Origin of the sequence: Sphingomonas pokkalii, from assembly GCF_003096275.1 — a bacterium.
Classification (GTDB): Bacteria; Pseudomonadota; Alphaproteobacteria; order Sphingomonadales; family Sphingomonadaceae; genus Sphingomonas; species Sphingomonas pokkalii.
On sequence record NZ_QENQ01000011.1, the window covers coordinates 1 to 19771 of the forward strand.

Annotated in this window: 17 protein-coding genes and 1 pseudogene; 9 read left to right on the top strand and 9 right to left on the bottom strand. The window is 63.1% G+C overall.

The features are described 5' to 3' along the window. On the top strand, nucleotides 1–838 hold an 838-nt coding region (locus tag DD559_RS19345), incomplete at its 5' end, for a HEPN domain-containing protein (protein ID WP_116471056.1). 71 nt (nucleotides 839–909) lie between these two features. Beyond that, complete coding sequence (locus DD559_RS19350; RefSeq protein ID WP_165831180.1) at nucleotides 910–1566, top strand: hypothetical protein; 657 nt, start codon at nucleotides 910–912, stop codon at nucleotides 1564–1566. Nucleotides 1567–1664: 98 nt separating this feature from the next. Here DD559_RS19350 and DD559_RS19355 read toward each other — a convergent pair whose 3' ends face one another. Next, nucleotides 1665–1937, bottom strand: a complete 273-nt coding sequence (locus DD559_RS19355) for a conjugal transfer protein TraD (RefSeq protein ID WP_165831181.1) — start codon at nucleotides 1935–1937, stop codon at nucleotides 1665–1667. Beyond that, nucleotides 1891–2214: a conjugal transfer protein TraD gene (locus DD559_RS19360; protein ID WP_116471043.1), complete on the bottom strand. Its 324-nt coding sequence runs from the start codon at nucleotides 2212–2214 to the stop codon at nucleotides 1891–1893. Before DD559_RS19360 ends, DD559_RS19355 begins: the two co-directional genes overlap by 47 nt. Nucleotides 2215–2386: 172 nt before the next feature. Here DD559_RS19360 and traA point away from each other — a divergent pair, with 172 nt between their 5' ends. The 4 genes from traA to DD559_RS19380 are packed head-to-tail and all read left to right on the top strand — an operon-like array spanning nucleotide 2387 to nucleotide 6961. Further along, nucleotides 2387–4825 (top strand): Ti-type conjugative transfer relaxase TraA, encoded by a 2439-nt coding sequence (gene traA / locus DD559_RS19365; RefSeq protein ID WP_240610417.1) that lies wholly within the window; start codon nucleotides 2387–2389, stop codon nucleotides 4823–4825. Nucleotides 4826–4837: 12 nt separating this feature from the next. Continuing rightward, nucleotides 4838–5371, top strand: a complete 534-nt coding sequence (locus DD559_RS19370; protein WP_116471044.1) for a hypothetical protein — start codon at nucleotides 4838–4840, stop codon at nucleotides 5369–5371. Then, a complete protein-coding gene (locus DD559_RS19375) occupies nucleotides 5368–6156 on the top strand; it encodes a hypothetical protein (RefSeq protein ID WP_133243868.1) in 789 nt (262 codons plus the stop codon). Before DD559_RS19370 ends, DD559_RS19375 begins: the two co-directional genes overlap by 4 nt. Further along, nucleotides 6149–6961, top strand: a complete 813-nt coding sequence (locus DD559_RS19380; protein ID WP_116471046.1) for an integrase — start codon at nucleotides 6149–6151, stop codon at nucleotides 6959–6961. Before DD559_RS19375 ends, DD559_RS19380 begins: the two co-directional genes overlap by 8 nt. 328 nt (nucleotides 6962–7289) lie before the next feature. Here the strand turns inward: DD559_RS19380 and DD559_RS19385 are convergent, their stop codons facing one another. The 6 genes from DD559_RS19385 to DD559_RS19415 all read right to left on the bottom strand — a co-directional run bounded on the left by DD559_RS19385 (nucleotide 7290) and on the right by DD559_RS19415 (nucleotide 16024). Beyond that, complete coding sequence (locus tag DD559_RS19385; protein WP_116471047.1) at nucleotides 7290–9413, bottom strand: YecA family protein; 2124 nt, start codon at nucleotides 9411–9413, stop codon at nucleotides 7290–7292. An 85-nt stretch (nucleotides 9414–9498) separates the two neighbouring features. Then, nucleotides 9499–9885, bottom strand: coding sequence for a hypothetical protein (locus DD559_RS19390; RefSeq protein ID WP_116471048.1), 387 nt, complete (start codon nucleotides 9883–9885; stop codon nucleotides 9499–9501). An 864-nt stretch (nucleotides 9886–10749) separates the two neighbouring features. Continuing rightward, nucleotides 10750–11622, bottom strand: coding sequence for a restriction endonuclease subunit S (locus DD559_RS19400; RefSeq protein ID WP_240610418.1), 873 nt, complete (start codon nucleotides 11620–11622; stop codon nucleotides 10750–10752). Between the two features lie 109 nt (nucleotides 11623–11731). Then, entirely contained in the window at nucleotides 11732–13207 is a 1476-nt protein-coding gene (locus tag DD559_RS19405; protein ID WP_116471050.1) for a septum formation inhibitor-activating ATPase, read from the bottom strand. Continuing rightward, a complete protein-coding gene (locus DD559_RS19410; protein ID WP_116471051.1) occupies nucleotides 13204–15555 on the bottom strand; it encodes a phospholipase D-like domain-containing protein in 2352 nt (783 codons plus the stop codon). The genes DD559_RS19405 and DD559_RS19410 overlap by 4 nt, the downstream gene beginning before the upstream one ends. Further along, a complete protein-coding gene (locus DD559_RS19415; protein WP_116471052.1) occupies nucleotides 15548–16024 on the bottom strand; it encodes a hypothetical protein in 477 nt (158 codons plus the stop codon). The genes DD559_RS19410 and DD559_RS19415 overlap by 8 nt, the downstream gene beginning before the upstream one ends. Nucleotides 16025–16356: 332 nt before the next feature. On the opposite strand from DD559_RS19415, the gene DD559_RS19420 reads away from it, so the two are divergent. The 3 genes from DD559_RS19420 to DD559_RS19430 all read left to right on the top strand — a co-directional run bounded on the left by DD559_RS19420 (nucleotide 16357) and on the right by DD559_RS19430 (nucleotide 19550). Beyond that, complete coding sequence (locus DD559_RS19420) at nucleotides 16357–17694, top strand: hypothetical protein (RefSeq protein ID WP_116471053.1); 1338 nt, start codon at nucleotides 16357–16359, stop codon at nucleotides 17692–17694. A 600-nt stretch (nucleotides 17695–18294) separates the two neighbouring features. Beyond that, nucleotides 18295–18690 (top strand): WYL domain-containing protein, encoded by a 396-nt coding sequence (locus tag DD559_RS19425; protein ID WP_133243870.1) that lies wholly within the window; start codon nucleotides 18295–18297, stop codon nucleotides 18688–18690. Nucleotides 18691–18734: 44 nt separating this feature from the next. Then, a complete protein-coding gene (locus DD559_RS19430) occupies nucleotides 18735–19550 on the top strand; it encodes a DUF5677 domain-containing protein (protein WP_133243871.1) in 816 nt (271 codons plus the stop codon). Between the two features lie 129 nt (nucleotides 19551–19679). Here the strand turns inward: DD559_RS19430 and DD559_RS19435 are convergent. Further along, nucleotides 19680–19771, bottom strand: a pseudogene (locus tag DD559_RS19435) (integrase catalytic subunit); the annotation flags it as partial.

The window sequence follows — 19771 nt, forward strand, 5'->3', positions numbered from 1 at the left end:
AAGTGGTGATCAACACCTCCACTTTGGCACATCGATGCCGTCGGGGGGCGTCCACCCCATCAGCTATGCGCGCGGCAACTGGATCGACGAGCCGCATACCGCCAAGGGCTACAAGTCCGACTATGACCTGCTGATCATCGTCAGTGACAAGCGCCTGACCGACCGGGTAAAATATTGGGCGAATGTCGATGACCGGCTGATGCGCGAATTTGGCATCACCGGCAGCATCAAGACCCCGGTCAATTTCATCGTTCATACCCGTGCCGAGGTGAACGACGGGCTCGCCCATGGCCGCTATTTCTTCATGGACGTCGCGCGCGACGGCATTGCGCTCTACCAGAGCGAAGATAGCGAATTGCACCAACCCAAGCCGAAGACACCGCACGCCGCGCTCACCATGGCAAAGGAATATTTCGACGAATGGTACCCGAGTGCGCTCCGAGCCCACATCAATTTCAGCGACGACCTTAAACGAGGCTGGAACAAAGATGCGGCCTTCATGCTCCATCAGGCGACGGAGCGCCTGTATCATTGCGTGCTGCTCGTCGTGACCTTCTACACGCCGCACGTTCACAATCTGTCTTTCCTGCGCACGCAGGCCGAGAGGCTTGACCGGCGTCTGGCCTACGTCTGGCCCAACGACAACCGCAAGCAGCGCGGCATGTTCGAGAAGCTGAAGGAAGCCTATGTGAAGGCGCGCTATTCGAAGCACTACCGGATCAGCGCTGACGAGCTGACGTGGCTAGGTGAGCAGGTCGAAGAACTGGGCCGCGTGGTGAACGAGATTTGTTTGGAGCGCATTGCCCAGTTGGAGGCGACGGCGCGGCAGGCAGGGTAAAAGGTGTCATGACAAGTTTGACGCGGTCCCGGTACCTCGCCCTGCCATTCGTCGTGACATCCACATATTGGGTGCTCGACCACCTGTTGCCGGACATCCTGCCAAAGCCGCCCAAACCTGTCAGTTGGTCGATTGTCGCCTGCGCGGCATCCTTGCTGCTCATCGCGCTCATAGTGATGGGCTGGCGTCGCTTGGTGGACTGGATGCCACGCCCTTGGTTTCCCAGCCCGTTCTGGCGAGTCGCCTCTTGGCTTCGCTGCCGCCCGACGGTTTCTGTCGTTACAGTGATTCCGCAGGCTTCGATCGTCGACGGCCGCATGGAGGAATGTGTAATCCACGTGACGCTTGTGAGAAGTCTCGCACAAATGCCGGTCGACGCCGTTGTTCGCTTTGACGCTACGACGCTGATCCTGCAACGCACCGATCAACGCGGATCGACCAGACATGTGTTCCGTCCGAAGGAAACTGGCGGCTTTCTTATGCGACCAATTGCAGCCGGGTCGCTTGACAGCATTTTAATCGATTTCGCAGCAACCGGTCTTCCTGCCCGCTTTCCCGACGCCCCCGATTTTGACGGCGACTATGAAATTGCAATCACCGGGATTCGTGTCGAGGCAAGGAGTGACAGACCGTTTGGAGGGAAATTACCTCCGGTGAAGTGGCAAATGTGCCGGGCCGCATACCAAGCGAATCTCTCCGCACCGCTGTCCGGCAACGCCGCCTTCTGATCAATCTACAGGATCGAAGAGCTACTTCGACAGCGGATCACAAACACCCCTCCCACCCGGCGATGCCCGCTACGCTCAAAGTTCAGCTGAGATCGTCGTCATCCGACACCGTGCTCGAAAGCGCGTCGGCCACGCCGCCGCCACAGCTTCAGAACATGTTCGCGATTGCCATCACGCAGCCTCGCTGCAGCCTCCAGCAACAGGCCCAGGATCGCGGTACGGTCGTCCTCGGTCAGCTCGACCAAGCCAGCTTTAGCGATGAGCCCGCCCAGTTCGATCAGCTGCCGGGTACGCTCGCGCCGTTTCACCTGCCAGTCGCGGCGATCATGCCGCGCCTGCTTCGCCTGGAGCCGGTTCCGCGCCGCGCTCACCCGCCGCAGTGCCGCCAGGCTCGCGACCAGTGCGACGGCCTGCGTCGTGCCGTTCACGCTGAAAGAAGGCGGCGCCCCGTTTGCGCCACACCTCCCGCGTCGGGCTATCAGCAGCGGCCGCATTGAGCAACGCGCCGGCCAGTTCCTCCACACCCAGCGCATCGGCGCCGGTCGCCATCACCAGTTCACCGAGCTGGCATTGTTTGCGCGTTTTCAGTTGGCGCGCCTTGTCGGCGAGCGCCTTCAGGTCCGCATCATAATCTCGGGGCTTTCGCATCGTCCGGTCCTTCCCTTGTGTCGGTCGGACGGACCAGATATCGTCACAGTCAACTCGCGCCAATAGCCTGAAACTTCGTGAGATTTCGCGGTCCCGAGCGCGATGAAATCGTTCGAGGGCGCGCTTATACGTCGTGCCGACGTGCGCTTTTAGGCGTATCTGGTACGTCGCCATGGCGATCTACCACTTCTCGGCCAAAGTCATTTCCCGCGCGGCTGGATCGAGCGCGGTAGCGGCTGCCGCATATCGCTCGGCGTCACGGCTGCACGATCAGCGCCTCGGCCGCAGCCATGACTTTTCCAACAAGGCCGGCGTCGTGCATAGCGAAGTACTGTTGCCCGAGAACGCGCCCGAAGCGTGGCGCGACCGCGAGCGGCTGTGGAATGATGTCGAGGCCGCCGAGCTGCGCAAGGACGCGCAGTTGGCGCGCGAAATCGAATTCGCCATCCCGCGCGAGATGCGAGCCGCCGACGGCATCGAACTGGCGCGGTCGTTCGTCCGGCGCGAATTCGTCGATCGCGGCATGGTCGCCGATCTCAATATCCACTGGGATATCGGCGCCGATGGGCTGGCGAAGCCCCATGCGCATGTGATGCTCGGGCTCCGTTCCGTCGGCGAAGACGGGTTCGGCGCGAAGATGCGCGACTGGAACCGAACCGAGCTGCTGACCCACTGGCGCGAAGCCTGGGCAGAGCACGTCAATCAGCGGCTCGCGGAACTCGACATCGACGCACGGGTCGATCACCGGAGCCTCGAAGCGCAGAGCATCGATCTGGAGCCCCAGCACAAGATCGGCCCCGCCGCGTCGCGCATGGTGGCGCAGGGGCGTGACAGCGAACGGCTCGACGACCATCACGCCATCGCGCGCACCAATGGCGAGAAGATCCTCGCCAATCCGAGCATCGCGCTCGACGCGATCACCCACAGCCAGGCAACCTTCACCACCCGCGACGTCGCGATGTTTGTACACAGACACAGCGAGGGAAAGGACCAGTTCGACCAGGTAATGGCGGCAGTGCGCGCCTCGCCCGAACTGATCAAGCTGGGCAAGGATGGGCGCGGCGACGATCGCTTCACGTCGCGCGCGATGCTGGAGACCGAACAGCGGCTCGAACATGCCACTGCGACGCTCGACGCGCGCCGGCATCACGCGGTTGCCGACCGGCACCTGGAACGCGCGCTCCGCGTCGCCAAACAGCGCGGCCTACGGCTTTCGCCCGAGCAGCGCGGGGCGCTGGAGCATGTAACCTCCGCGCGCGGCATCAGCAGCGTCATCGGCTATGCCGGCACCGGCAAGAGCGCGATGCTCGGCGTCGCGCGAGAAGCATGGGAAGCGGAGGGCTACACCGTCCACGGCGCGGCGCTTTCCGGCATCGCCGCGGAGAATCTGGAAGGTGGCTCGGGCATAGCGTCGCGCACGATCGCCAGTCTGGAGCATCAATGGGGCCAGGGTCGCGAGCTGCTGACCGACAAATCCATCCTTGTCATCGACGAGGCCGGGATGATCGGCACACGGCAGATGGAGCGTGTCATCCACGAAGCGGAGAAGCGCGGCGCGAAGGTGGTGCTCGTGGGTGACCCGCAGCAGCTCCAGGCGATCGAAGCCGGTGCTGCGTTCCGCTCGATTGCCGAACGGCATGGCGCGGTGGAAATCACCACCATCCGCCGCCAGTCCGAAGACTGGCAGCGCGACGCCACGCGGCAGCTCGCGACGGGCCGCGCTGGCGAAGCGCTGGCCGCCTATACGGAGGCCGGTCATGTCCATGCCGCCGGGACGCGCGAAGCTGCACGCGAGGCATTGATCGAGCGCTGGGACAAGGACCGACAGGCCAGCCGCATCATCCTCACCCACACCAACGACGAAGTGCGCGAACTGAACAACGCAGCGCGCGACCGGATGCGGGCGGCACAGATGCTCGGCGACGACGTCGACCTCGTCGTCGAGCGCGGAAGCCGGTCGTTCGCGGCGGGCGACCGCGTCATGTTCCTCAAGAACGAGCGCAGCCTGGAGGTGAAGAACGGCACGCTCGGCACGATCGAACAGGTCAGCGGGATCGCGATGCGCGTGCGCACCGATGACGGGCGAAGTGTCGCCTTCGACCTGAAGGACTATGCCCATGTCGATCATGGCTATGCGGCCACCATCCACAAGGCGCAGGGCATGACCGTCGACCGCGTCCATGTACTGGCGACGCCGGGGCTTGATCGTCATGCTGCCTATGTCGCGCTGTCGCGCCATCGGGAACGCGTCGATCTGCATTATGGCCAGGATGATTTCGCCGATGCCGGGCGGCTGGCTCGCACGCTGGCACGCGAGCGCGGCAAGGACATGGCGTCGGATTACACCCGCGCGCCCGACGTGCAACCGGCGCTATCGCCAGCGCCGACGCCGCCCCGTCGCGGCATGTTCGACGGGCTGAAGCTCAGCAGCGCGCCGATCCGCATGCGATCATCGCCAAAAGCGGTTTGGGCCAGCTCCCGTTTTTACCTCGATCCATGTGCTTTCCTTTGGGCTGGAACAATCCGTGCGGCCAACATAGGAAGTAGATGCGCCGATGACAGGCGGCGTGTCCGCCGGCATGGTTTTATACCTGCGGGATCATCTTGCTAGGGGCCTGAAGCAATGGCGATCCTCGACTCGCGCGTGCTCCAATTGATCGAGACGTTGGTGGCGGCACGGCTGGATTGGCTGGCGTTCGAGCTGATCGAGGGCGTTCGGCTTGGCCGAACAGCTGAGGAATCGGAGGAGGCGCTCGCAGCCGCCCGGCAGTCGATCCGCAGCGATGTCCAACCCAAGGCCCGCGGCGAGCCGCAGGTGTTGCTTGCGAAGCCCGAGCCGATACCAGCGGGCGAGCAGGTGGAATGGGCGGCGGCCTATGTCGAGGAGCGGCTCGAGACCGCGCTGGAGCAGTTGCAGGCATCCATCGACGCGCTCGACTTCATTGTCGAGTCCACCAACGAGCCGGAGGGTCCTCAAGACTTGGCGCACGCGGCATCCGCCAAAACAGAGCAGGGCACGGCATTGGTCCTCCTTGATGTCGAAGGCGACCGGAAAAGCAGTCGCGAGGATGTTGCTGGTGCCCGCGACGACTTCCCCGCCTTGCGGGCGGCGTTGGCGGAGTGGACTGCGCGCGCGGGCGGTCAGGCGACGATATGATCCCGGCCGTCCAAACCGCGCTCGACACGATCGTAGGCCGGGTCACCACCCTCGAACACGCCTCCGGTGCCGGGCGAATCTTCGAGCTGTTCGTGATGACCAGCATCGCCCGCGGCTTGCGCGACGCCGGCTTCAGCGTATGGCTTCAGCGATCGGACGGGACGATCATCCGTTCCGGCGATGCCGACCGGCGTTTCATCCAGCGCGGCGGCGCGCCGGCCGGCGTTCCTGCGGGCTCGGCGGGTTCCGGCAATGCCAGCGTGATCGGCTTTCGCTGGGACCGGCGCAGGAAATGGGAGATTTGGAACGGCATCCAGTTCGCGGGCCGCAGCGCGGCGACGCATGAGATCGACATCTCGATCGTGCCCGGCAGTGTCGGGACCGAGATTCGCAAGGCGGGCGGAATTCCAGTGGGGCGCCCGCGCGTGGCGATCGAATGCAAGGATGTTGGCACCGTCGGCAGCCTCGATGAGATGCGGGCCTTCATCGCCCGGCTCTACGATGTCACGCTGCTCCACGCGCATCATCGCCACATGCACTTTCCCGACGCGCGGGCGCTGCATCCCGGCAGTCCAAACGAGCCGAGACACCGGGCCATCGTGACCTATTGGCAGGAGAACCGACGCACCAAGAACATCATCGCGCGCCGCACGGGGTTCACTGGAGGAACCGCGCCGCTCGGCGACTATCATCGGATCGAGCCGCACCGCGATATCACCGTCGGGAGCAGCACGGTCGATGATCTGGTGTGGTCGGTGGTCAATTGGGCTCGCCGCAATGCCTGAGCCGGACGAGTTTACGCGCAAACAGTCCGAGGAGGCGATCCGGCTCTACACCGCCTATCGGCACGAACTCGATCATAGCGCGATCGGCGGGCGCTTCATGCCTTATCACTGGTGGACGTTACCCGACCCGCTCGGCGGCATCTGGATGGCCTATTCCAACATGCTGTCCGACTATGCTTCGGAGCTGGCGAACATCATCAACGACTTGACCCATGATGTGCATCGGCTGCGCGCATGGGCGCGTGTCACGGCCGCGCTCCCCGACCAAGAGAAGCTGGCTGTCTCGCACGAGTTCATCGATACGCTGGGGACGGTGGCGCTCGGGCGGCCCTATGCGATCAAGTCGCGCTTCGCCTACGCGGCCGGCCATCTTTGCCACCAGGCCAATATGGCGAAGGATATTCAAGGGTGGCGAGATGAATTCCCGACCGAACGCGCGCTCTATCTAAATCATATCGACCCGATCTGCAGAGGGTGGCGACGTTTTCGGTCGTTCAAGCGACGTGTCGAGCCCATCGCTGGCACGGCGTTCAAGGAGGCCACCGAGGACTTCCGCAACGCGTACAATCATCGGTTCTCGGCCCGCTTTCTGATCGGGATGAGCGAGATGGTCACGCGCATCGTCTGCGCGGACGGGCGCATCTGCTACGGCATCGGTGGCAGCGAACCGCTCAAACTCGATCAAATCGCAGACTTGCTCGAGATTGAGTGCGACCATTGCTATCGTGCCTTTGAGGCGTTCCAGTCACTTGTCGAGGAGCACACGGGGACGATCACGTCGTTTGAGTCTGAGCGCGAGAGGTAGGGTCCGCCATAAACGACTCGCGGCTCTATAATTCCGTCGGTCCCGCTCGAACCCGGCCTCCACCGACCACTGAGAGTTACTAGGACGGGTTGCCTATCCTCCCATTTAACCGGCGTGATTGTCAGCTTCCGTCGATGCCGGACGTTCACGGGAGATGGAATGAACGACTGGCTTTGGTCGACTGCTGCCGAAAGCGGATCGACGTGTCTTGGGGACAAAGCCGTCGTTCCCATTTCGCTACTCGAATAGCGGCTTTTGGTAAGAGCAGACGCTCCGTTTCGCACAGATGCCGTCGCCGAATGACCCAGGCAGGGAAAACTTGCGGAGTTCACCCGCGTTGATCAATTTCCAAGTGACATCTTTTGTACTTTAAGCCGCTGCCGCAATGACAGGGTTCGTTACGCCCGGCTAGCGCGGGTCGCGGGGTGGTGAGCGTCGCAACCTGGCGTTTAATGAGCTTGTCGGCGGCGCGTTCGGCCCTGCTGTCATACTTCCAAGGAAACTCGACCTTGTGCCCGAAGCGCAGCGTTCCGTCCCGAGCGAGGACGATGCCATACCAGCTGTCCGCACGACTGCGGTACTTGCGCGCGAGCATGTGGTCCTCGATCCGGGCCAAACTGTTGGCGTCGGTATCGCCGTTGCAGTGGATCGCGATGCCCGACCCGCCGAAACCGAGCACGAAGTTGGACGAGCCCCGCCACCCCGCGTTCGCAACTACCGTGTCTAGGTTGTCGCGCAGCTCAGTCATGCCATCCTCGGCGAGCTGATAGGCGAGCATCACCGTGTCGATCAGCGTGCCGGTCGGGTTCGACTCTATCGCGCCGATGAGCCTGTCGAGCCTCGATCCCGCGATGACGGTCAGCACGCCCTTCGGCGTCCGCGCTCCGGGCAGGCCCATCCTCCGCACGCCCATCGCGATTTCTATGTCGGCCGCGAAGTCGTCATCGAACACGACCATGTCGTGCTCCTTCTCCAGCCACAGGTTGTATTTCAGGTGGTAGGACAGCAGCGTGATCTCGTGGTGGATGAGCACCTTCGGGCCATGGATTGCCCGCAACTCGAGATAGCTCAGGAAGCGGATCGGCCGCTCGAGCATCTCGGCCATCACGTCCAGCGTGAAGACGTCGATGACGAGTGGGGCGACGACCTTGGGCTCCTCTCGACGGACCAGGAACTGGTCCGTCTGGAAGGCGAGCGCCGGGTAGTGGTCGGACACCAGGCAAACTGGGAAGACCTGCGTTATCTGGGGTGGGATATCCACCACCGTGCCGTCGGCGGTGCTGAAGCGCAGCGACCGGTCCGAAAGCGCTGCCGCGCAGTCCATAGCCTGATCGTAGGCGTCCTGGACCGCGCCCTTGAAGTCGCCGCGCAGCTGCAGGTCGTTGCCCTTGCGCGAAGCCAGGGTGAGGCGCTTCGACTTGGCCTGCAACACGATCGCCCGGTCGGCGAACAGCACGAGCACGTCGATCTCGCCAACGCGGTCGCCCTTCGCGCGGTCGATGTTCACTCCTCGATGCACCCGTGCCGGACCGAACACCTGCGACAGGCGGTCAACCGCGAACGCCTCGGTGAAGTCGCCACGATTGTCGGACAGCGTTGGCCTGTAGGGCCTGTCGTCCAACATCCAGTAGAAGGGCGACTCGTAGACGGCCTCCGCCAGCGCGTTGAAGTGGAAGAGCAAGTGGCGCCCGTCGCCCGTCTCCAGCACCGGCGACCCGTTGACGGCATTGAAGTCGCTGATCGTGGCGAAGGCCGGGTTGCCGCGGCCCGCAGTCAGCGTGAATGCGTCGATGCAGGCGGTCGCGGTCTCCTCGCCAAGACCTGCAACAGGAGCGATCTCGGCGGCGGTCAACGTGAATGCCTCGAGCAGGCGCGGATCGCCAGGCGTGTTTGCCCCCGCCGCCATCGCGCCAGAGACTTTGCGGTTCTGAATGTCGGCGGCGGCCTTGGCGAAGGCTACCATATCGGCGATTCCGGCCTTGCGGTGTTCCTGCAGCCAGGGGTCGTCGGCGGCGTATTTCTCGATCGCGAAGTCGCAGTTCTGGAACGAGAAGGCGCCTTCGCCGCCATAGAAAATCGGCTCGCGCATCGCGCCGCCGCTGTTCCAGGGGTTTGGCGGGCTCTCGCCGGCCTCGAAAGCCGCGAACATGCCATCAAGCGTCGGTGCGCCCATGCTCCGGTGAAGCTCAGCCATCAGGGCGTCAGTCCGCGTCACGAGCGCGTCGACGTCGGCGGGTGGGGGAGCGGCCAGATCGCCAGCGGCGCGCACCATTAGTCCGATGAGCGTTGACATCTCGGTCCGGATCAGCCGAGAACTCGAATAGAGGTGCTGCATGTCCTCCGCCTTCATCCCGTCGCGGCGATGCCACACGAAATTGTCGCGCACGCACAGGAACGCGATCACGTGCGCGTAGCCGGGGGTGGCGGTCAGTTCCGCGATCTCGTCGAACACCTCCTGCTCAGGCCGTCGCCTAGGGACGGGTGGCCGCACTGCGCTCTCCATCGAACCGTCGTCTTGGGTTGTGGGTGGCACCGACTCACTCATTGCCTTCCTCCCAGTACGCGAGGCCCTTCGAGACCATCTTGCGGGCGAATCCCGGTCCGTCACCGGTGAGGTGTCCGCCATCGTCGCGCCGGTTGCCGTCATCGACATGGAAGGTAACCGGGGTCACCATGCTTGAGATGATCTCCTGTCCGATCCCCTGCCTAATGTAGTCACCGCTGCCGTTCGGCCCGTCGAGATACATGTTGGTAACGACGAAGCGGTCTTCGTCATAACGGTCGGCGCCTTCGATGTACCTGAAGGTCATGCTGCCGATTAATTCGGGAGGTGTCGCGACGGTTCTGACGATCACCTCGTCTTCGTCGGTCCATTCGATCTGAACGTCGCCCTTGTTCTTTGTCGTGAAGATCCATTTGCTCATGGGGGCACTATATCAGAGCCCGTGGTTCACACGCCATATTGGCGCGCGTCGTCCGCGGAGAAAGTGCAGTGCGCGCGCCCCCGGCGGACTGATTCCCGCCGCCGATTGCGGCGGCGATGACGGCCAGCAATGTGCCTCGATCGTCGTGTCATTGGATCACGATTATCAAGAACAGCGTTCTCTGGCATCTGCTGTCGGTCTGTCAAACGACCGCACGGACCCGCCTCTCCGCTCGGCAGTGACCCGACTTGCGAATGGCCGGTCCGGACGTGGGCCGACATTCGTGCCACTGCGGCCCAAGAGCATGAGTTGGTCGGCTGCGGCCGTACAGAGCTGCGACACATGCGTCTGAAAATTTCTCGTGCCGCAATGAAAACGCATTCCGGCTATTACTCAAGGAAGGCAATTTTCCGCGCTTATGCTTCGAACCCGATTTACGAAAAGGGAGTGGGGCCATGGCCTAGGGCCACATTTTTCGCTGCAGTGCAGCATTTGCTGCTGTTTCAATAGGTTGTAAGCGTGTTTCGATTCCCTTCACCGCTCCAATTTCCGATCTCAAGAAATCCCACAGAGCTTTGTAAACCGCGGAAATCTGCGGTATTTTTGGCGTTGTCCGGCTCACTGAATCGCGCAAAATTTCAGGAAAGCTCCCGAAGTTGGGGCCCACGCATCGGAAAGGGCTCCACTATACCTTTGACAGATATAGCTATTCCTAAGGCCAAGCCGTGACCGCGCAGCTCAAGTTGAAGGCGGTGACGGTCAAGACCGGCACGCTGGTCGATGCGACTATCATCGCGTCAGCGAGCGAAGACGACGCTGACGCACGCTGGGTGAAGCACAAGGGAAAGCGCGCCGTTCACGGCTTCAAGGCCCATGTCGGTGCCGATGCCGAAGCGATCGTCGCCGCGCCCGTCCTTGCCCAGCTTCACCAGTTCGGGCGAGGGGGGCGAGGTGGGCCAGCGCGAAGCGGGCGTCCTGGCCAAAGGTTTCGGAATTGGGGGTGTTGAGTTTGGCCAAGGTGGACAGCGTGAACGTGCCACGCGCCACTTCGCGCTCTGCCCGCGCTGCCTCGAGTTGATCGCACAAAACCATCAACTCAGCGACTTTGGCTACGATGCGGGACTGTTCGGCGAGCGGGGGGAGGGCAACGGCGATGTTATCCATCCGGTTTTTGGGCAAACCGCCACGCCCTGCACCGGTTTGTTCTTCAAAGATAAATGCCTGAAAATACGGCGAACGTACCAACAAGTGCATGAACCTCTCCGTGCCACGCACAGCTAAGCGCAAGATAGAGACATGCTGGCTTACGTTAGCTTCACCAAATTTATCTGGAACGAGACAGCAACGTCCCATTGAACCGCCGGTGATGTTCAGCAGAAGATCGCGTGGAAGGAATTTGGACGACCCCATACGCTGATGAGTTTCGTAATCGATGAATGCGACATCATTCAACCGCAGACCGACGTCATACACATTTTGCGAACGGAGGAACGGAACTCCGCTGGGTTTGTATACATCTTTGCCTCCTCGAGGCGTACTCCCCGAACCTGTTTTCGAGCAAATTTCGCCAACCGTTGTCCAGTGCCAACCAGTTGGAAGCAGGAACGGGATTTCGTCGGTATCATGAGGGATAGCAGAAACTTTTAGTCTAAGTTTGGTCTTTGCAGCCGTGATCTTCTTCAACAGTTCCGACGCCGGTTCGTCCTCCGCATCCTGCTCCACCAGCTTACCGCGCACGGCCAAGTCCAGCACAAACCATCTCGGCAACGTAGCCGGAAGTGACGCCGCAGCAAACGCGGCCTCGAGCGAAGCAATCCCAATGCCATCTAACTTCCAACTGAAGTAGTCAGCCCTCGATGAGCCCGCTCTGGATAGCCAGGCTCACGGCCGTCCGCAGCCTGTCAGGCGTAGGACGCGGCATGCGGTTGGAGCCGCCACCCCTAGTCACGCGCCACCCGCCCGGTTCCAGCACGAGCCGAAGCCTCAGGATCCGCTTCGCGCCGGCGCGCGCGTCGGCCAGCCCACGCCCGACGGACCAGTAGGTGTGCTGGGCGATGATCCACTGCTCAACGATGTGGTGAAGGAAGGCGAGCGGCGTCTCGGAGGCCAGCCTGTCGAGGTCGTCGCGCGCGCGTCGGAGCGGAAGCCGCTCCTGGCGGTGTGACCCGTCCTGCAGTTCTTCGGGCATCGTCAGCGCGACGGCGAGTGCGGTGAGCGCGGCCCGCTCAAGGCCCGCGCGCGTGGCGAAGGTCGCCTCCAGACTCTCCATAGCCCCCACCGCCGACAGCTCTTCAGGCACGAGCGACTTCAGCCACTCCATGGCCGTGCCGTCGGTCTTCCCGCCTGCGGCCTCCAGCAGACGCGTCGCGAGGGCGCCCGTATCCAGAATCCCGCCGCCTATCTCGCCGGTCATCCACTCGAAGAGCGACTCCAGCGCGAGCCGGAACGCCTGCCGGACCTGGACCCGGTGCCAACGCTGCGCCGCGGCGGCATCGCCCCCGTCGCACATCGCCGCGCGGGTGACCGACTCCTCCTGCTCCTCGTCGAACACCCCGGACAGCAGCTCGAACCCGCTCCTCCGCTGCGGGGACGCCAGACCGCCCATGAGCCGCTTGCGGAAGGTCGTTCTCTCCTCGTCGAGCACTTCGTCAATGTCCCAGTGCTCCGCCCACTCCTCGGCGGTGCCGCGCTTCAGCGTGCACTCTCCGCGGACGTTGAAAACCCTGTGGCCGAGCATCGGCGCGATGCGCGCCTCGAAGGCGTCGAGCATGCCGTCGGTCTTGGGACCTGGCACCCGGACGCCCGGCTGGTTGGCGTCGTCCACCAGCAGCCTCAGGGCTCGCAGGCCCGGTCCATAGTTGATGGCGGCGGTGAGGGCGGTGGAGTTGCGCCGCGCCTTCACGAACTCCTTCCAGTCGTCGTCGCCGAAGGTGATGCGATTGGCCTCGCCCCAGCGGGTCGCCACGACCTGCTTCCCCGGCAGCTCAAGGTCGCCCTGATCGTAGATCTGCAGCATGGACCAGACGAACGCCACCTCTACCCGCGCGACGAAGTCCTCGTGCGCCGACACCGGCAGCTTCTCGCGTCGCTCCCGCGCTAGGTCGATCGTCCGACGCCACGCCCAGGTCACCAGCGTGAAGGGGCGGATCTGCCGGGCCACATTGTTTAATCCCGGGAAGACCTCGTTCATCAGGTCGAAGTTTATCTGCCGTAGCCCCAAGGGGTCGACGCCGCCCACCCCGGTCCTGGCCGGTTCGACGACGAAGCAGTCCCGCGACTTCCGACCGAGTCGCTGCAGCTCGGCAAGTGCGTCCGCGCTCATGGATTCCTCGCCAGGATGAAGCCGTGGCACCTGCTTTCGCACACGCCCTTCCGGGCGAGCTCGGACTTCAGATACGGCAGGAGGGTGATGTTGCAGGCTGGGCAGGCGGCTACCGGCCGGTCGACGAAGTGCACCCTGCGGCGGCCCGGCGCTGCGCACTGCCGCCGCAGCTCCTCCCATCCCTCGTGCAGCGGCAGCGCCGACAGGCCATCGGGCTTCCGCCCCTCGAGCAGCGCCGCCTCTAGCGTGCGGACGTCGTCGTGAACCGTGCGCGTCGCGCGTATCGCGGCCAGGACGGACGCCATGTCCGCCTCCGGCGCCATCAGCTCGGCGAAGCCCGGCAGGGCGAACTCGGGGTCGGGTTCCCGGTCGGGATCGATGCCCGCCGTCATCATGCGGGCCCGGGCCTCGGCGGCGTCGAGGAGGCTCCCGGCGGTAAGGTATCCCAGACACCACGCGACCGTGTCCCGGGCCGCCTTGCCCATGTCCATCCTACCTGCGACCGTCACCAGCCGCGCCACCAGGGCGTCGGTCGAAGGGTGGGACGTCGTCACGCAGACGAAGTGGGTCATCCGGATCACGTTGACGAGCTCGAAGTCGGTCTGGATCCGATCGACGAACTGGTTGAAGAACTGGGGGAACCTGACCCCGATCTTGTCCATCGCCCGGGCGGCCCTCATCCGGCGCGCTTTCTCTGTCCGGTCGCCCTCGTCCTCCTCGTCCTCGGTCACGCTGCCTGCGCGCGCGAAGGACTGCAGAAGGCGCGCGACGAACTTCTGCCACGCCTGCTCGCTCGACCCCTTGCCGCCGGTGCCCGCCTCGCCGTCGCCGGACGACTCGCCGGCGTCGCCGCCGCGTCCCACCAGGTCGGGATCGACCAGAGGGTCGGTGCGCTCGTGCCGCGTCCCGTCCATCCTAGCGTGGAACCCTGTCCGGGTCCTGAGCGCGTCGGGGTTCTTCCGGAAGAACTCCATCACCGCGAGCACGTCCTCCGGCGTCTGCATGTTCTTCATGATCGCGAGCATCGACGCGAGCGACTTGCCGGCCCGGCCCTTGATCGCTGCGAAGTCCGGCGCGGCGACGAACCCCTCGGCCTCCTCGCCGTCGCCCACGAGCAGCAGTTGGACCCGACCCTCCAGATCGAGGTCCTCGTGATCGACCAGCTCGACCGGGATGAAGAAGCGGCCGGCTTCGATCCGCACCGGCCCGAGGTTGACCGGCCGCCGGTTGACTTCCATGGTCGCGGCGGCGGACGCGGACCGCCAGCGGGTGATAATCCTGCCAAGTATGCCGCCATCGGCATGCTCCGCCGTGAGCACGCCCCGGTCGGCGTCGTCCTCCTCGTCCTCGAGGAACGCCGCCGGTTGCGGCGGGGCCTTTGCCGGCACAGACTTCCAACGCCCACCCTGCGCTAGGTCGACGCGCAGCGCGCAGACCTCGACGTTCCGCATGGCCTCCCCACCACGGCTAAGGCCGGCCGCCGTTGCGTTCGCGCTCCCCGAAACCACGATCCGTCCCGCCGCGCAGCCCACCTCGAACACCTTCGCGTGCAGCCCGCGCCGCGACACCCCGTCGGCCGCGAGCACCTCGACCTCGACCGGGCGAACGGCCGGGGACCCCCGCGGCCAGTCCATTCCCCTGGGGGCGGGCACGCGGCACGGCGGGACATGCGCCGCGACCGCCTCGAGTCCCAGGTCCCGGGCCAAAGCCTCGACCGCACCCCGCTCCCAGTAGGGCGAGGCCATCGTTAAAGACCGGGCGCCTCCCAGGTCCGAGGCGGCCGCTACGATCCGTCCGGCGATCGGCCCGTCTAGCGTGCTGAGGATCCGCAGCCTCCCGTCGTCCGTCCCTCCGGACGCCGCCGTCGCCAGCCGGCCTCCAAGCGACCGGCAGTGGTCGCGCGCGTCGTGTTCGCACGCCGCGCTGTCCGCCAGCGCCGTGAAGAAGCGCCCGAGGTCGGACAGGGCCACCGCCCGCCCGTCCGCGTAGACGTGCTCGATGCACTCCAGGTTCGCCGACCAGCCCCCGAAGGTCATGTTGCCCGAACCAACCGTCGCATGGACGGCGTCAGCCGCCTCCAGCACCATGACCTTCGGATGGAAGCAGCCGTCCCGGACCGCGACGGGATGCACGATGTATTCGCGGCCGATCCTGACGGCACCGCGTTCGCGCAGGGCCATCCGGTAGCCCACGGGGTCGGTCAGCACCGTTATCTCGGAGACACCCTGGCGCATGAGGGCCTCGACTAAGACCGCTTCCGCGAACGAGGCGCTGAGGGAATAGGTCGTGAACGTCGCCCGGCGCCATCCATACGCACCGATCAGGTCAAGGGCGGAGAAGCTATTCACAATCCTCACCCTTCCACCCGAGAAATGCGACGGTGTCGGCCATGACGAGCGTATTGGCTGCTGTCAGATGCCAGACAGCGTTCGCAGGACCTTTTGCACCTAGATTGCGACTAACGCTAATGGACATACCCCACGCCTTTCCGTCATCGCCCCACATGCGAACGCTCGATGACCGATCTGCTGATCCCCAGAGCGGACATATGCCGGTGATCCACTCGATTTTCCACGCCAGATCGAGCACGTCGCCGCGCTCCGCGCGGCTGATTGTAGCGATACCAGCGCCCTCGACGGCGATCGAAAATCGACATTCGTCGACCCAATTATCGAAGCGTCCCTGTACCAGCGTACCGTCCGAAATCGCGATGGCAAAGCCCTCGTCGAGCGCCCGTGCGGACAAGCAAAGCTCGTCCTCCACGTCGCCGGAAAGTTTCAGCCGGCCATTCTCCAGTGGCTCGATTCTGATCGACATATCGGCTCCTCCCCGGCGACTCGGAAAGGCTGCGATATTAGAACGTACAGGGAACATGTCGAAGGCTGGTTGGGATCGGCGGGGAGATAGAAGGGATGGCAAGTTAAAAGCGGTGCCTCCAACCGGCCCCGGAAGTGGCGTCTGCACGTCGTTTTTGATGGAGGCATGCCCATGGCGGTGCCTCCATCGGGAAGGCGCAACGGCCGAAACACCAGCATTTCTGCGACTCTTCGGTGCGCTCGAATGGAGGCCCTTGAAGGGCTGCGCTGGCGCACCCTCATCTGGCGCTTTTCAGTATGAGACAGCGTCATGGCCGAGGACCCATTCGAGCTATGGTTGGGGCGGGTCGGCGCGGATCGCCCGTTCGCGCACCAGCTTCGCAAGGCGACCAATCTGGCTGGCGGCGCGGCGCGGTCTTCGGCTGCGCGCACGAGGCATTTCGATGGCAGCAGGATCGGTCGCGGTTCGGGCGTGGGCCGGGTGCTTGGGTCCGCGCTATCGATCAGGATGTCTCGTACCAGACCTTCGCCGAGACGCAGGATCATCTCGCTGCAGCAATTAAGAAGCACGCGGCCTTGCCGGACGAAAGCTATTACCAGGGCGATGAGGAAGGCGCGCCAATTGATTTCTTCAAGCCGACCGTAGCTGAGGCGAGATTGCATCCGATCTTCAAGGAACTAATCAAGCAGGAACGTTTCTCCCCTGCGCGCGACCTGCTCACGGCAATGATGCCTTTCTTCGAGGACGCTGACGGCAACTTCGTCGAACAATTCCAAACCACCGGCTTCGATCCGCGCCTATGGGAACTCTATCTTTTCGCGACGTTCACCGAGCTCGGCTATGCACATGAAGAGGGCGTGGCAGTCCCGGACCTTCTGCTCGCAGGACCGCGTGGCCGCATCGCGATTGAGGCCACGACCGCCAACCCACCGCAGGTAGGAGCCGTGCCGCAGCCGCAGTCTGACGAGGAGATCCGCGCCTATCTCGAAAATTATGTGCCGATCAAACTTGCCCGCGCTCTTACGCGCAAACTCTATCACAAGCAGCGCTACTGGAATGCGCCTGGGGTCGATGGTGCACCGTTCGTGATCGCCCTGCAGGATTTTCACGCGCCCGCAGCGATGACCCGGATCACCCCGCTGGCCATCGAATATGTTTTCGGCGTGCGCCATTCGATGGTCGAGGGGAAGCGCCATATCGAGCGACTGACCGAGCACGTTTATGGCAATGCTCGCGAGCCATCAAACTTCTTCGAGCTGCCCGAATCCGAGAACGTCAGCGCTGTATTCCTGAACCCGCAAGGCACGATCACCAAATTCAACCGGCTTGGCTACATTGCGGGTTTCGGCAACCGCGACATCAAGATGATCCGAAGCGGCATCGCACGCGGCGAAGGTAATCGGAATGACCGGCGCCCGACGATATTCCATCAGGACGTTCGCGATCCGGCTTATGCCGAAAGCTGGGTGGAGGGCGCCGTCGTTCTGCACAATCCCCATGCGCGGGTCCCGCTCGATCCTGACCTCATTCCGGGCGCGGACCACGAGTTCCTTCATCCGGATGGCAGCATAATGTCGCTAGTGCCAGACTTCCAACCTTATATTTCGCGGACCAACATCACCTTAGGGGATGGAACCTCTGAGTTGTCAGACGAAGCTGGTGCGACCTAAAATCGCTGTCACGAACACGTCGCTGAAGGAAGGTGGAAAGGCTGAGTTTGGGATACGAATCAGGTACTCGCCAGCGTTCCACTTACTGCGGATGCAAACGCCATAGGACGTAGAACAATCCGTGAAAATCCGCCAATTTCCAGCTACGGTTTTGCAGTAAATTTGCAGTAAGTTGCACGTTCGTGCAGCCATTCAGCAGCTAAGCCTTTGAAAAGGCTGGTGACCCCTACGGGAGAAATCGCCAGCTTCGGGAAATGGCAGAAAACTAAGGTTTCTTAGCTGGTGTCTCCATGCCCGCTGTACCAGTCGCGAGTGCCTCGTGCTGTACCAACGAACCGTCCGCGCCGCGGCGGCGCCGCGACAGCCAGCGTAATACCACCGTTCGACAACGTCGCCCATTCGCCGGAAAGAGGGCAGCGGCCAGCCGTGCTGATCGTTGGACGACATGAAGAGATGGCGGACGGCGATTTATGCGGCCGAGCCTGCGTGGGGTGCTTAACCTCAGATTCAGATAAGGCTCTGTGGATTTCCGAGGTGGCTCTTCTTTGGCCAGCTGGAATGCTGCCTACATAGGCCAGTGACTGGTGATGGGAGGTGCCGATGAAGCGACCGACATGGGGTAAGCCCCCAAAGAAGGCCAGAAGTCCCTTCGGGGCTGCGCCTGCGCAAAAGGCGCCGGCGCCTCGACGCTTCGATTTCGAGCGGTTGATCGGCGATGCCATCGACGCGCGTCGCTTGCTGTCGCTTCGCTACGATGACGACGTATTGCCGCGCTCCTTCCAGCCCGCTGCGCTCTACTTTTCATCGGGTGAAAAGGTTTGTGTGACTGGGATCCAGATTAGCAATCCGGCGGAGCTGCAATCCAACGGTGAGCCGCGAGTGTTCGAAGTGGGCCGAATTCGGACGGTCGAGATCACCGATCAGCCATTTCGACAGCCGGCAACGATTGATCGCTCAGATAGCCGCTACGCCGGCGGTATCATCAAGTCGGTGTAATCAGGTCACCGCGGCTCAGGCGGGTCGATCATCGGGGGTGTAAATTGGATTTTCAGGAGATGTACGCTGGAGCGAAGCGTGACTTCGTCGCCAAGGTCTCTTTGGCCGAGACTGTAAGCCGCGGGTGCGGCAACATTCCTAGCGACACCAACCAGCATTACTGGGCCTCTGTCTTGTTCACCAGGATGGTGGTGACCGGGAAAAGCGTGGAGCTGTTGGCACCCGATCCGCGCCCCTCGGCGCACTGGGACTTCAGCGCGGTCGCTTCGCTCGTTCGAAACTTGGCGGAGTGCTACCTCTACTTCTTTTTTTTGTGTGTTGATGACGTTCCCGTCGTCGAGAAGGAGGCACGTATCATCATGCTCGATCTCCACGATGACGGATCCAGATCGAAGCTATTCGGCGAGCTGGACGAGCCGGAAACGGATGATGAAGCCTTGGCGCAGCGCGCAGTTGTTCGGGCGTCCCTGGAGGCTTGCTTCAGGGCGAACGAGTGGCTCATGGCGTTGCCCGAGAAGCGGCAGCGTGAGCTTCTGCGTGGTGATAAGACCCCATTCGTCCAAGACGACGTCATCGATCGAACCGACCTGGATAGAAAGCATTTTCGCTTCTTATATCGCTTTATGAGCGCTCACACGCATAGCGGACCGGTCGCTTTCTACCGAATGGGCGAGCACGGTAGAGGAATGGGTTTCAAGAATTCGAATGACACGATGTACATGGCCTGGGCACTCGAATTTGGTACCAGGATCATCGAGCTTGCGACAGGTGCGATGCTTGACCTGTTTCCCGGTGCCGATCAGCGTGGACGCAAGCTTCGCTTGGCCCAGATTAGGCAGGCACCCAAAGGCAGACGATAGGATGGAGCCGGCCTGCTGAGATGGGAAAAGGCGATCGAGGCGGGCATACACCAAAGATCTCATCGTAGTCGTTGACGTGACCAGACTATGAATTGTGAGCAGCCCCCACCGGGTGGTCCGGGTTGTTAGTTAGTGCATTGTTGTTTCCGCCGCCATTGCCGGGCGTAGGTGGAGCGAAGCGGAACCGGAGGCCGGCAATGGCGGCGTCGCCGCTTCCGGAG

Coding starts and splice junctions, on each gene's coding strand:
- DD559_RS19370 (WP_116471044.1), top strand. CDS start 4,838: ATGGCGATCCTCGACTCGCGCGTGCTCCAATTGATCGAGACGTTGGTG.
- traA (WP_240610417.1), top strand. CDS start 2,387: ATGGCGATCTACCACTTCTCGGCCAAAGTCATTTCCCGCGCGGCTGGA.
- DD559_RS19425 (WP_133243870.1), top strand. CDS start 18,295: ATGAAGCGACCGACATGGGGTAAGCCCCCAAAGAAGGCCAGAAGTCCC.
- DD559_RS19380 (WP_116471046.1), top strand. CDS start 6,149: ATGCCTGAGCCGGACGAGTTTACGCGCAAACAGTCCGAGGAGGCGATC.
- DD559_RS19390 (WP_116471048.1), bottom strand. CDS start 9,885: ATGAGCAAATGGATCTTCACGACAAAGAACAAGGGCGACGTTCAGATC.
- DD559_RS19405 (WP_116471050.1), bottom strand. CDS start 13,207: ATGAGCGCGGACGCACTTGCCGAGCTGCAGCGACTCGGTCGGAAGTCG.
- DD559_RS19420 (WP_116471053.1), top strand. CDS start 16,357: ATGGTTGGGGCGGGTCGGCGCGGATCGCCCGTTCGCGCACCAGCTTCG.
- DD559_RS19375 (WP_133243868.1), top strand. CDS start 5,368: ATGATCCCGGCCGTCCAAACCGCGCTCGACACGATCGTAGGCCGGGTC.
- DD559_RS19360 (WP_116471043.1), bottom strand. CDS start 2,214: ATGCGAAAGCCCCGAGATTATGATGCGGACCTGAAGGCGCTCGCCGAC.
- DD559_RS19415 (WP_116471052.1), bottom strand. CDS start 16,024: ATGTCGATCAGAATCGAGCCACTGGAGAATGGCCGGCTGAAACTTTCC.